Origin of the sequence: Ruegeria sp. HKCCD6604 (assembly GCF_013110635.1) — a bacterium.
Taxonomy (GTDB): domain Bacteria; phylum Pseudomonadota; class Alphaproteobacteria; order Rhodobacterales; family Rhodobacteraceae; genus Ruegeria.
Genome location: NZ_WVQW01000010.1, coordinates 47,914 through 60,249 on the forward strand (window position 1 = coordinate 47,914; position 12,336 = coordinate 60,249).

Below are 12,336 nucleotides of genomic sequence, written 5' to 3' on the forward strand. Positions count from 1 at the left end.
GATCTCACCTCAGAACGGCAAAAGGGAATCAAGAACTTGCTGACCATAGCGGGGTTGCTGGACATCCGTTATCTGGCCTCTGCCGCCATATGACACGCGCGCTGACGCGATTTTGTCATAGGTTATTTCGTTTTGCCGCGAGATGTCCTGCGGGCGGACATATCCCGTCACAAGAAGCTCTCGCAGTTCGAAGTTGACCCGCAACTCCTGCGATCCCGATATTGAAAGAACTCCGTTCGGCAACACATCCAGCACTGTTGCGGCAACACGCAGAGTCAGTTTTTCGTTTCTCCTGACGGATCCCCGGCCAGAGCTCGAGGAATCCGCTTCAATCGAAACGGCTTCATCCAATGACGCGCCCTGGGGCAGGTTCTTTTGCACGCGCTGAGGCAGGCCGAAGAGGCTGGGGACTTCGAGGGTCTCGGACCCAGATCTGGATCGTCTGGTATTGTTCGAAATTTCTGCCTTCTCGTCCAGCTCGATGACGACGGTCAGGATGTCGCCTTTCTTGATCGCCCGCTGGTCGCCCAGCAACGAATGCTGCCCGCCGCTCCACAAAGAGGACCGGTCGACGTTTCGCTGGGGTTGGGTGTGCAATGGCAAACCCGGCCACAACATTGCAACCTGTTCCGGGGCATCCTCGTTGGGTGTGAAACTTGGCGGTTTGCCCAAATGATCCATTCGTCCACATGCGGACAAGGCAAAAGCCGTGAGGACAAGGGTTTTTGGCAATCCGTGCATCACTGTACCTCGATTTGACCGTCCGGACGGATTCGGCCTGTTACGGTTGTTCGGGATGAAAGGTTCATGACCCGAATGCGATCCCCCGCCGCGCCGCGCCCCAAGGCCCGGCCCTCGGTGGTGATCGACAAGGGTTGGCTGCTGAACACCAGCACGACCAGATCGTTTCGATCCACGATGGCAGGTGGCCCGACATCAGAGCCGCGAATTGGCCGACCGGGGTAGAGCGCCACCCGGGCCTCTTGTCCGATCAGAAGATCAGGGTCTGAAATTGCATCGGCAACATCTGTTGGCTTCAACTCGAGATCGGCCGCAGAAATGACTTCCTTGGCCCGTATCGTACGTGTCGGCACCACAATTTCAGCCTGGGCGGCAATTGGCGCCAGAAGCACCAGAGAAAGAACCAGAAGTCGCATCACCGTACCTGCGTTGTCGCGCTCATCATCTGGTCCACCGCCGTGATGACTTTGGCATTCATCTCATAGCCGCGTTGCGCTTCGATCAGCTCGGTAACTTCGCGAACGGCGTCAACCGAACTGTCTTCCAGATAACCCTGTCGCAAAGTTCCCAGACCGTCTGCGCCCGGCGTACCCAGAACCGGAGCACCCGAAGCTTCGGTTTCCTTGAACAGATTGCCTCCGACGGCTTCTAGGCCTTTGGCGTTCGAAAAACTGGCCAGCGTAAACTCCCCAAGCAACTGACCTTCGGGGGAATCGTCAAAATACGCATAGACTTCGCCCGACGCGTTGATCGAAACAGAACGCGCATCGTCAGGGATGGTGATTTCCGGCGAAACCGCAAACCCGTCAGAGGTGACGATCAGGCCCTCTGCCGACCGCTTCAAACTGCCGTCGCGCGTATACGCGGCCTGACCGCTGGGCAAGGTCACCTCCAGATATCCGCGACCTTCGATTGCAACATCCAGATCGCTCCCGGTGGCCGACAAGGCCCCTTGTTCCAATTGCACTGTCACCGCTGCCGGTCGCACACCCAGACCCAGTTGAATACCCGTGGGCAGAACCGTTCCGTCCGACGCGTTCACGGTGCCGGCCCGCGCCATCTGTTGATAATGCAGGTCGGCGAACTCGGCCCGTCGCGCGTTGTAGCCGGTGGTATTCATATTCGCGAGGTTGTTCGAGATCGTCTCGACCCGCATCTGTTGTGCTGTCATCCCGGTGGCGGCAATTTTAAGGGCCCGCATGTCCAACTCTCCTCATCCAAATCAGCGCATCAACGCCTTGAGTGCTCCACGCACGCGCTCATCTTCACTCTCAAGAAAGCTTTGCCCCAGCTCATAGGCGCGCTGGATTTCCACCAAACGGGTCACTTGCTGAATCGCATTCACGTTTGACCCTTCGAGAAAGCGATGCAAAACCACCGGCTCGTCGACCGGCTCAATTGCACCGTCGGTGCGGAAACGAGTGTTTCCTTCGCGTACAAGTTCGTTCGTATCGGCGACGTTGAAAACGCCCAGCTGACCCAGAAGCTGACCATCGACACTCAGCGTTCCGTCGCTGCCGACATCGATTGACGCAGCGTCAGGCGGGATGAACACAGGCGCGCCATTGGCATCGAGCACGCGCGCGCCATCCATTGAAACCAGATCGCCATCGGCATTGGGAGAAAAGCTGCCAGCCCGCGTCAGCCGGTTGCCATCCTGGGTTTCGACCATGAAGAAACCGTCGCCTTCGATGGCAAAATCAAATTGCCCGCCGGTTTGCGTCAGCACACCTTGTTGCATTGACGTATTTCGCGCCTCGGCCCGGCTCATGGAGAGGGAGGGGCTGTTCGGCATATCTCGAATGTATTCCGAGAACACCAGCCCCTGCTGGCGATAGCCGGTCGTGTTGGCATTTGCGATGTTATTCGCCACCAGGCGCATTTCATTCATCAGCCCGGACTGGCGGGACAGGGTGACATAGGCGGTGTCCATCAGCGACCTCCTGCGATCAATGGAACAAGCGTACCGGTGAAAAACGTAACAAGGGCCTGAGTCATGAACCCCATCGAGATCCAGAACACGACGACGATGGCGATCAGTTTGGGAACAAAGGTCAGCGTCATTTCCTGTATCGACGTCAGAGCCTGAAACAGACCAACGACCAGGCCTGACACCAGAGCAACTGCCAGAATCGGGACCGATGTGATGACGGCGATCCAAAGAGCCTGACGCACGATGTCATAGAAAAGACCTTCGCTCAGCATCGTATCAGACCGGCATCCGCAGGATTTCCTGATAGGCCTCGACCACCTTGTTGCGAACGATCACAGCTGTCTCAACGGCCAGTTCGGTCTGTGCCAGCGCCTGCACCAGCGCGTGCGGGTCGGCTTGCCCGACCATCGCGGTCTGCGACATCTGCTCGCTGTGTTTCAACGTGGATGCAAAGTCCTGAAAACTTGCCTTCAGCCCCTGCACCATGCTCGAGTGATCGGGGTCGGCCTGGGTTGCAGGACGGGCGCCGGCATAATTCTGCGCGGCGTTCAATGATCGGATGTCCATTCTGGCTGTCCTTTATTTTCTGAGCAGTTCCATCAACGACGACGACATTTGCCGTGTTTGATCGAACATCTTGAGGTTGGCTTCGTAGCTCCGTTGCGCCTCGCGCGCGTCGGCTATTTCGATCATCAGATCGACATTCGATCCCAGATAGTGACCACTGGCATCTGCCATCGGGTGGCCGGGGTCGAAAATTCGTGTCAGGTCGCGTCGATCAAGCTTTACGCGGCCGGCTTGCACCACGTTCTGACCATCTTTTTCTATGGTCTCAAACGGCACCGTCTTGCGCCGATACCCGGGCGTATCCGCATTCGATATGTTTTCGGACACGTGGCGCAGACGGGCTGCCTGCGCACGCAGGGCGCTGGCGGATGCCGCAAGTGAGTGGGAAAAATCGCTCATCCTCGGCCCCCTTATCCACGTCCCAGACTGGTGCGAAGGATGTTCATCGAGGATTTGTAGATCGCCAACGCGCGGTCGTGCTGTCGTTTGACCTCGACCGATTTCAGCATCTCTTCTTCAAGCGATACGCCGTTGCCATTTGGATCACCCGACGGAGCGGCCTGGTGCTCTGCCCAAGGCTGCGTACCCGTACCGCCATGCAGATGACCCCGCCGCGTGGCCATCATGGTCACTTCGCGTCCCGAGTTTTCAAGTGCTTTATGGAAGAGGTCGATATCGCGCGGCTGGTAGCCCGGCGTATCCGCATTGGCCATGTTGCGCGCAATCACCGCCTGCCGTTGCCCGGCATGGGTTGCCATTGCGTACGCGGTCTTAAGGACGTTCAAGTCATAGAACATCGGGGCTTCTCCCTCGATCAATTTCAATCAAGGCTTAACCCCGATTCCTTTAGAAACCGTTTTCAGAACCCAATTGGAGAACCCAAGATGTCCGATCTCGACCCGATGCTTCTGAAACATGAATTCGATCGGATGACTTCGATCCGCCACGTGGGCCTGGTCAGTAGCGTCGCACAAGGGTTGATCGAGATCAGTGGCCTCAACGAACATGCGCGAATCGGAGACTTGCTTACATTGCGGCGGCGCGCGGGGCCCGATCTGGCCGGTGAAGTGCTGCATGTCGGTGCAGACCATATCCACATGATTCCGGGTTCCGCCCCGGACGGTGTCAGCCTCGGGGACCGTGTGTACCTTGATCCCTCGCCGGGGTTCGCGCCCGCATTGCACTGGCTTGGGCGCGTCATTGATCCGTTTGGCAAACCGCTGGACGGAAAACCCCTGCTGAACGGGCCACAGGATCGCGATATCATGCAAGCCCCCTCGCCTGCGGTGGCGCGCAAGCCATTGGGAAAGCGGATGGCCACCGGACTATCCGTTCTCAACACCATGCTGCCGATCGTGCGCGGTCAACGCGTTGGGTTGTTTGCGGGATCGGGTGTGGGGAAATCAACGCTGCTGTCGACGCTGGCGCGCTTCATGCAGGCTGACGTGGTTGTGGTGGCTCTTGTCGGCGAACGCGGGCGTGAAGTGAACGAATTTGTTGCCCGCGCCATAGGCCCGGAAGCCATGAAGCGCACTATCGTAGTCGCCGCGACGTCCGACCAGTCTGCATTGGCGCGCAGACGGTGCGCGTGGTCGGCCATGTCGGCGGCAGAGTTTCTGCGGGATCTGGGGCTGAACGTCCTGTTTCTGGCCGATTCGGTAACCCGTTTCGCGGAAGCGCACCGTGAAATCGCCGTTGCCATGGGCGAAGCCCCGTCACTCCGAGGGTATCCACCCTCTGTCACCCCCCTGATTGCCAATCTGTGTGAACGCGCAGGCCCCGGCACGCAGGAGCAGGGTGATATCACCGCCGTGTTCAGCGTCCTCGTTGCGGGCTCCGACATGGATGAACCCATCGCTGACATTCTGCGCGGTGTGTTGGACGGGCATATCGTGCTCAGCCGCGAGATTGCCGAACGCGGGCGCTTCCCGGCCATCGACCTCAGCAAATCCGTATCCCGCAGCCTTCCTGAGGCCGCGTCAGAGGCCGAGAACCAGATGATCAACGAAACCCGCAAACTTGTCGGCAGCTACGAACAATCCGAAGTCATGATAAAGGCCGGGCTGTATTCAGAAGGATCAGATCCGCTCTTGGATCAGGCCGTGCGCGTTCATGAGGAGTTGGACGCGTTTTTCGGCAAACCCGATTCCGAAGGGATTGAAAACAGCTTCAACCGCTTGTCCCTGATTCTGCGCCGTGCCTCGGCCGGCCTGCCGCGTTAGTGAACTCGGAACAGTTTTAAGTATTAAGGCCGCCTTAAGACCTGCACTGCTATTCCGATAGTCGGGTGATAAAAAGGTGGTGGAGATGGGTGCGCAAACCAATGCAGCGCCAATCATCATCAAGAAGAAGCGTGTATCGGGTGGCGATGGCCATCACGGTGGCGCGTGGAAAGTCGCGTATGCCGACTTTGTGACGGCCATGATGGCCTTCTTCATGTTGATGTGGCTGCTGAACGCAACAACGGAACAGCAACGAAAAGGGTTGGCGGATTATTTCGCGCCGACAATCCCGCTAAGCCCGGAATCCGGCGGCGGGGACGGGGCGTTTGGCGGCGACAGCATGCTGTCTGAAGAAGTGCTGCTGCGGGACGGTCAGGGTGCCACGACCACACATCCGACCGAATCGCATCAGGCCCGTGGCTCGATCGGAGTGAATGCCGAGGGCGGCGGCAAAGGGGCCAAGGAAGATTTCTCTACCCTGGAGGCGCAACTGCTGGGGCGCACGGGTGAAAGCGAGGTCTCGGACAAACTGCTCAAGCATATCGTCACACGGGTCACCGATGAAGGATTGGTGGTGGAACTGTTCGACACCGACGATCAGGCATTGTTCGAATCGGGTTCTGACAAGCCAACCAGCTTTCTGCGGTCCCTGGCCCTGATCATCGCCCGAGCCTCGGATCTTGTCGTCAATTCGATCGCCGTCGAAGGGCATGTCAGCGCGTCTCCGGTTGTGCAGGCGCGCAACACTGCCTGGGAACTGTCCACGGCAAGGGCCCAAAAATTGCGTCAATTGCTACAGGATAAGGGCGTTGCGGCACAAAGGATGGATCGTGTTACGGGCCATGCAGACCGAGAATTGTTCGCCGACAATCCCATGGCTGCGCGGAACAACAGGATCGAAGTGATCTTTCTGCGCCAGCCCTAAATGATAGAGCGTATTTTACATGTTAGCGCGCTGTTAAGGGGCAGCGCGTTACCTGTTGCATCAAAGACGGACGCAACAGAAGGGCGCACCCATGACCATTTCCTCTTCGCTCAATGCCGGTGTGGCGGCGCTGAAAGCCAATGCCAACAGGTTGGCGACGATTTCCGACAACATCGCGAATTCTTCAACCTACGGGTATAAACGGGTCGAGACGGATTTTCATTCAATGGTCACGTCGGGCCAGGGTGGCAGCTATTCGGCAGGCGGCGTGCGGACGACAAGCCAGCGCATGATTGATCAACGCGGGCCCCTGGTCACAACCAGCAACTCAACCGATCTGGCAGTTCGCGGGCGCGGCATGTTGCCTGTGCGCCCCAGTTCGCAGATCGGGAATAATTCGAACGAGATGCTGCTGACAACCACCGGGTCGTTCCGCACCAACGAAGAAGGGTATTTGGTTACCGAATCAGGCCTTGTTCTTCTGGGGTGGCCCGCGGCACCTGATGGCACTATTCCACCGGTTTCGCGAGATACACCCGCCGCGCTTGAACCCATTCAGCTGAGCGTGAACCAGCTGTCGGGTTCACCAACCACAGAAATGAAACTGCGTATGAACCTTCCGGCCACGGCGACAAATGCGGGCGCGCCGGGCGACGTTCAACCTTTGTCGGTTGAGTATTTCGACAATCTCGGCAAGTCTGAAAGCGTCGATATCCAGCTGATCCCAACGGTTCCCGCAACCGGCAGCAGCAACGAATGGACCATGGTCTTGCGTGACTCGGCGTCGGGTGGCGCGGTCATCGGTGAATACACGCTGACATTCACCGACAACCGAACGGCAGGCGGCACTCTGGCCAGCGTCACACCTGTTTCTGGCGGAGCTTATGATCCGGCAACGGGCAGTGTCATGGTCAACGTCGCCGGCGGACCGATGGAGGTCAATATCGGCCTGATCGGGGATGCAGACGGGATAACCCAATTGTCTGACACGTTCGCGCCTGTTTCGATCACACGTGACGGTTCTGCCGTGGGAACAATGACCAGCGTTCAGGTCGATGAGAGAGGATATGTCTACGCGTTCTACGACACCGGCGTCAGTCGCCGGATGTACCAGATTCCGTTGGCAGATGTACCGAATCCCAACGGTTTAACCGCGTTGGACAGCCAGACTTACGCGCCTTCCCGTGAAAGCGGTACGTTCTTTCTTTGGAATGCCGGCGAAGGCCCGACCGGGGATCTTGTTTCTTTCGCGCGCGAGGAATCCACCACGGATGTAGCGACTGAGCTGACCTCATTGATTCAGACGCAACGTGCTTACTCCTCCAGCGCCACGGTGATCCAGACGGTGGACGAGATGTTGCAGGAAACGACAAACCTGAAACGTTAATCCAGCTCTGACCCAAAGAAAGGAGCGGCCTCATGAACATGTCGACAGCACTCAATAACGCATTGGGCGGGCTGACTGCGGCCAGTCGCGGGGCCGCTGTGGTGTCCGGAAACATCGCGAATGCGCTGACCCCCGGCTATGCGCGCCGGTCCCTAGAACTTGCCACAAGCCCAATTTCCGGAAATGGCGTACGCACCGTTGGCGTGATCCGGCATCAGGATCCGGTTTTGACCGCCAACAGACGTTCGTCTGATACCGAACTCGCCTTTCGGTCGGACGTTTCAGATTTTCACGCACGGTTCGAACAACTGGTGGGGTCTCCTGATGACGGCCCTTCGCTGTCTACCCGTCTGTCCTCGTTGGAAAACGCCTTTATCAAGGCGGCCAGTCTGCCTGACTCGATCGAACGGCTGGATCAGGTTGCGCGCTCGGCCCGCGATCTGACCAACGAGCTGAACGCGGCGTCCGAAGGCGTACGCCAGGCACGCTCGGATGCTGATCGAAAAATTGGCGCCCAGATCAACACCCTGAATCAGACTCTGAAAGATATCGAAGACCTGAACGCCAAGATTCCCGCCATTCAAAACTCTGGCGGTGACATCGGTGCCCTGCTGGATCAGCGGCATGTCCTGATCGAACAGGTCAATACCCTGATCCCGGTCAATGTCGTGCCGCGCGCCAATGATCAGGTATCCCTGTACTCGGAGGGCGGGCTGATCCTGCTGGAAGGCACGGCCTCGGAGTTCACTTTTTCCACGACCGGCGAAACAAAATCTCACATGACCGTGGCAAATGGTCTGTTGTCCGGTCTGGAGATGAACGGCAACCCGGTACGGACAAGCGGAGACAACGCTCAAATCCGCGGCGGGGCACTGATGGCGCAGTTCACCATCCGCGACGACTTGGCAGTCGAGGCGCAGGGTCAGCTCGACACGGTTGCAAGGGACCTGATTGAACGATTTGAAACGCCCGGTTTGGATTCGTCGGCTCTTGCGACAGATCCTGGTCTGTTCACCGACGATGGCAACCGATTTGATCCTGCATCTGTTGTCGGGCTGGCATCACGGATTTCACTCAATTCAACCGTGGACCCTGACAATGGCGGGGACAGTTGGAAACTGCGCGCGGGTCTGGGTGCCGCAACTCCGGGTGACCCCGGGCAGGCTGCTCAACTGCGCGCGTTCGGGAACATATTGAACGACGCACGTCCGGTACCCGGCGGGCTGTTCGGCACGGGAAACATGCGCGCTGCCGAGTTGACCGAGGCCCTGTTGTCGAAAGCGGGCGCACACGCCCATGCCGCAGATCAACGCAAGACTTTTGCAAACAGCTTCCAGCAGCAAATGGCGCAGATCGAGGCCGCGCAGGGAGTAGATACCGATCAGGAACTACAGCGGCTCATGCAGGTCGAACAGACATATGCCGCAAACGCTCGTGTCATCTCGGTTGTTGACGAGCTTATGGAAACTCTTCTGAGGTTGTGACCATGAATATCACTTCTATCGGCGATTTGGCGCGAGGAATGACCTTGCGAACCCGCGCAACAGATATCAAAACCCAGATCGAAACCCTGTCTTATGAAATGTCCACCGGGCGGGTACAGGACGTGTCGGGGCGGCTTGGCGGGGATTATTCGCAAATTCTGGATCTCGACCGCAGCCTCGCCAGACTCGACGCCTTTGGCATCGCAACGTCCGAAGCGGCCCTGTTTACCGATACCATGCAACTGAGCCTGAAAACCTTCGGAGATTCGGTCGGAGACATGACCGCGTCTTTGCTGGCTTACGGAACTGCCAATCAGCCCGTCAATCATGAACAAGCGTCCCAACAGGCGAAGAATGAACTGGACACGATGATCTCGGCACTGAACACGCGCGTAGGAGGGCGCAGCCTGTTTTCCGGTACCGCCACCGATGTGTCGCCCCTGCAATCTTCGAACGATCTTTTGACGGCGCTGAAATCGCAGTTGACGGGGCTTGCCACGGTCGCTGATATCAGGCTGGCGGCAGAAAACTGGTTCAATGACCCAGCCGGTTTCGACGCCGTGATTTATCAGGGGTCAAACAGCACCCTGTCTCCGATGCAGATTTCGGAAAATGAAAGCGTGACGCTGCCGATCACGGCAACGGACCCGGCGTTCAAGGCCGCACTCAGGGACGTCGCCGTTGCTGCGCTGGCCACCGACAGCGCATTGGCACTTTCGCCCGATCAACGCACCGCTTTGTTCACGCAGTTAGGGGTTGATCTGGCCAACGCACAGGATGCCACCGTCAAGCTCCGGGCGAAAGTCGGTGCGGCCGAAGCCCGCATCGAAGAGGCGGCAACACGCAATTCGTCGGCCCGAACCAGCCTGGATTTCAGCCGAAACGAACTGATCGCGGCCGATCCTTATGAGACGGCAGCGAAACTGCAAACGGTGCAATTTCACTTGGAAAGCCTGTATTCCGTAACCGTTCGCAATGCGAGCCTGTCGCTGGTGAACTTTCTGAGATGAGGGCGTTGATTTTTCTCCTGCTTCTCCTTCCCGGCATGGCTTGGGCTGGGACAATCCGTCTCAAGGACCTCGTGGATTTTGACGGTGTACGCGGCAACGATCTGGTGGGTTACGGCCTGGTGGTCGGCTTGAACGGAACCGGCGATGGGTTACGAAACGCGCCTTTCACCGAAGAAATCATGTCCAACATCCTCGAACGTCTTGGGGTCAACGTCACCGGTGAGGATTTTCGGCCCAAAAACGTGGCAGCGGTATTGGTCACGGCCAGCCTGCCGCCTTTTGCACGGGTGGGGGGGCAAATCGATGTAACGGTTTCAGCCATAGGCGATTCAAGCAGCCTGTTGGGTGGAACATTGATCATGACCCCGCTTAACGCAGCCGATGGCCAAATCTATGCGGTCGCGCAGGGCACAATCCTTGCAGGTGGCGTTTCGGCTGAAGGAGAGGCAGCCTCGGTCGTGCGTGGGGTGCCAACTTCGGGCGTGATCCCATCCGGTGCAAGGGTCGAGCGTGAAATTGACTTCGATTTGTCAACTCTCACTCAAATGCGCCTTGCACTCAGAGAGCCCGATTTCACCACAGCCGCGCGCATCGAAACCGCGATAAACACCGAGTTCAACAGAGTTGTGGCAATCATGCGGGATTCCGGCACGGTTGAGATCAACGTCGCGGCGACGCAGGCGGTTTCGACAGCCCACGCCATAGGGCGTATCGAAAACATTCTGGTCGAGCCTGAATCGAAAGCGCGCGTTGTTGTCGATCAGCGCTCTGGCACCATTGTCATGGGGCAGGAGGTCCGAATTTCGCGTGTTGCGGTGTCTCAAGGCAACCTGACTCTGACGGTTCAGGAGGCACCGATTGCGGTGCAGCCCAACCCGTTCGCCAGAGGTGAAACAGTGGTCGTGCCACGTACAATCGCAGGTATCGAGGAAGAAGAGGGAACCGGCCTCGCCGAAATCCCCGAGGCCACCACGTTGTCCGAGGTTGTCGCAGGTCTGAACGCGCTTGGGGTCTCGCCTCAGGACATGATCGACATTCTGAAAACGATCAAGGCAGCAGGCGCGCTGCATGCGGAATTCATCGTCAGGTGAAAGGCACCGCCAGCGGGATAGGCGTGCTGCTGGCACGCCCACCAAAGCTTGTATCTATTTCGATTTCCAGCTGTCCAGCCAGCGCCGAAATCTGTTATGTCGCTCTTCTATGGCGTCACCGGCCGCATATAGGCCATCTTCCACGTTTTCGATCATCGGATCAATCCGTGCTTGCCGGAACCTGCGCCAACGCACCCATATCGCCCAGACGAACGCCGCAAAGATCGTCAGGAAGATGATATTGAACCAGGGAATGATCCGAACATCCGGCCCTTCAACGTCTTTGATGAAAATGGCGTTGGGAAAGATCGACATGAATTCGTTGCGCCACCCGTAGTGGGTTACGACCACCCATTTCGGGTTTTCCTTGGTGGATTTCGCATCATTGGCCTCGGTATACAGGTTCGCCGTGTCGAACTTGAAATACGGGGGCCATCCCCAGCCGGTATCCTCATTTCGGTACACGATGGGTTTTCCGTTGGCCCGCACCGCCTGAATGAACTGCACATCCCGGTTGGACAGGCTGGTGGATTGATCTTCCGGCTCTGACCAAAAGATCCGGGTCCAGTCATTCAGATCCTGCCGTTCTTCATAGGTGTTGACGATGCGCACAATGTCATGCTGGGGCAGAGAATATTGCAGGATCACGGCAATCACACCCCAGAAAATGATAATGAACGCCCATTTCACATAGGCCATGCCTAAACCCTCACATGTAATTCACGATGTAGATCAGCGCGCCGATCGCCACCCACGGCACGATATAGACACCCAGGATCAGTTTACGCCGAAACGAGTTGTCATACACATGCAATCCGCGTTCGACAAAGGCTTCTTTGTTGCCCGTCTTGCCCTTTTCGTCCCACCAGTTCTCCAGTTTGCGCCGGCGTATGCCGCGCGAATAGAAAGACAGCCCGACATAGGCAATCGTCTGGATCACCAGCAAGATCAGCAAAAGGCGCAACAATCCAATCAT

At 57.8% G+C, this 12,336-nt stretch carries 16 protein-coding genes; 6 read left to right on the forward strand and 10 right to left on the reverse strand.

Features of this window, described 5'->3' with window-relative positions; translation table 11 throughout:
* Positions 1 to 9: 9 nt before the first annotated feature.
* From flgH to GS614_RS18780, 8 genes are read right to left on the reverse strand one after another with little or no spacing between them, the layout of a single operon-like run.
* Positions 10 to 741, reverse strand: coding sequence for a flagellar basal body L-ring protein FlgH (gene flgH, locus GS614_RS18745; protein WP_171364230.1), 732 nt, complete (start codon positions 739 to 741; stop codon positions 10 to 12).
* Positions 741 to 1,157 (reverse strand): flagellar basal body P-ring formation chaperone FlgA, encoded by a 417-nt coding sequence (gene flgA, locus GS614_RS18750; protein WP_171206384.1) that lies wholly within the window; start codon positions 1,155 to 1,157, stop codon positions 741 to 743. The genes flgH and flgA overlap by 1 nt, the downstream gene beginning before the upstream one ends.
* A complete protein-coding gene (gene flgG / locus GS614_RS18755; protein WP_171206385.1) occupies positions 1,157 to 1,942 on the reverse strand; it encodes a flagellar basal-body rod protein FlgG in 786 nt (261 codons plus the stop codon). Before flgG ends, flgA begins: the two co-directional genes overlap by 1 nt.
* Positions 1,943 to 1,963: 21 nt before the next feature.
* Positions 1,964 to 2,674: a flagellar hook-basal body complex protein gene (locus tag GS614_RS18760; RefSeq protein WP_171617376.1), complete on the reverse strand. Its 711-nt coding sequence runs from the start codon at positions 2,672 to 2,674 to the stop codon at positions 1,964 to 1,966.
* Complete coding sequence (locus GS614_RS18765) at positions 2,674 to 2,946, reverse strand: flagellar biosynthetic protein FliQ (protein WP_171727053.1); 273 nt, start codon at positions 2,944 to 2,946, stop codon at positions 2,674 to 2,676. Before GS614_RS18765 ends, GS614_RS18760 begins: the two co-directional genes overlap by 1 nt.
* A gap of 4 nt (positions 2,947 to 2,950) precedes the next feature.
* Positions 2,951 to 3,241 (reverse strand): flagellar hook-basal body complex protein FliE, encoded by a 291-nt coding sequence (gene fliE / locus GS614_RS18770; RefSeq protein ID WP_171727054.1) that lies wholly within the window; start codon positions 3,239 to 3,241, stop codon positions 2,951 to 2,953.
* A gap of 12 nt (positions 3,242 to 3,253) precedes the next feature.
* Positions 3,254 to 3,640 carry a flagellar basal body rod protein FlgC gene (gene flgC / locus GS614_RS18775; protein ID WP_170345698.1) on the reverse strand — a complete coding sequence of 129 codons (387 nt, stop codon included), beginning with the start codon at positions 3,638 to 3,640 and terminating at the stop codon, positions 3,254 to 3,256.
* Between the two features lie 11 nt (positions 3,641 to 3,651).
* Positions 3,652 to 4,038, reverse strand: coding sequence for a FlgB family protein (locus GS614_RS18780; protein ID WP_171617378.1), 387 nt, complete (start codon positions 4,036 to 4,038; stop codon positions 3,652 to 3,654).
* A 132-nt stretch (positions 4,039 to 4,170) separates the two neighbouring features.
* Between GS614_RS18780 and GS614_RS18785 the strand changes: the two genes are divergently transcribed.
* From GS614_RS18785 to GS614_RS18810, 6 genes are all read left to right on the forward strand, one after another.
* Positions 4,171 to 5,463 carry a FliI/YscN family ATPase gene (locus GS614_RS18785; RefSeq protein ID WP_371809419.1) on the forward strand — a complete coding sequence of 431 codons (1,293 nt, stop codon included), beginning with the start codon at positions 4,171 to 4,173 and terminating at the stop codon, positions 5,461 to 5,463.
* Between the two features lie 85 nt (positions 5,464 to 5,548).
* Positions 5,549 to 6,388 (forward strand): flagellar motor protein MotB, encoded by an 840-nt coding sequence (locus GS614_RS18790; RefSeq protein ID WP_171120122.1) that lies wholly within the window; start codon positions 5,549 to 5,551, stop codon positions 6,386 to 6,388.
* A 91-nt stretch (positions 6,389 to 6,479) separates the two neighbouring features.
* A complete protein-coding gene (locus GS614_RS18795; protein WP_171727056.1) occupies positions 6,480 to 7,775 on the forward strand; it encodes a flagellar hook protein FlgE in 1,296 nt (431 codons plus the stop codon).
* A gap of 32 nt (positions 7,776 to 7,807) precedes the next feature.
* A complete protein-coding gene (gene flgK, locus GS614_RS18800; protein WP_171727057.1) occupies positions 7,808 to 9,259 on the forward strand; it encodes a flagellar hook-associated protein FlgK in 1,452 nt (483 codons plus the stop codon).
* A 2-nt stretch (positions 9,260 to 9,261) separates the two neighbouring features.
* Positions 9,262 to 10,269: a flagellin gene (locus GS614_RS18805; protein ID WP_171120119.1), complete on the forward strand. Its 1,008-nt coding sequence runs from the start codon at positions 9,262 to 9,264 to the stop codon at positions 10,267 to 10,269.
* Complete coding sequence (locus tag GS614_RS18810) at positions 10,266 to 11,360, forward strand: flagellar basal body P-ring protein FlgI (protein WP_171120118.1); 1,095 nt, start codon at positions 10,266 to 10,268, stop codon at positions 11,358 to 11,360. Before GS614_RS18805 ends, GS614_RS18810 begins: the two co-directional genes overlap by 4 nt.
* 54 nt (positions 11,361 to 11,414) lie before the next feature.
* Here GS614_RS18810 and GS614_RS18815 read toward each other — a convergent pair whose 3' ends face one another.
* Together GS614_RS18815 and GS614_RS18820 are read right to left on the reverse strand one after the other, a co-directional pair.
* Positions 11,415 to 12,059 (reverse strand): DUF1523 family protein, encoded by a 645-nt coding sequence (locus GS614_RS18815; RefSeq protein WP_171727058.1) that lies wholly within the window; start codon positions 12,057 to 12,059, stop codon positions 11,415 to 11,417.
* Positions 12,060 to 12,069: 10 nt separating this feature from the next.
* Positions 12,070 to 12,336, reverse strand: coding sequence for a hypothetical protein (locus GS614_RS18820; protein ID WP_171120117.1), 267 nt, complete (start codon positions 12,334 to 12,336; stop codon positions 12,070 to 12,072).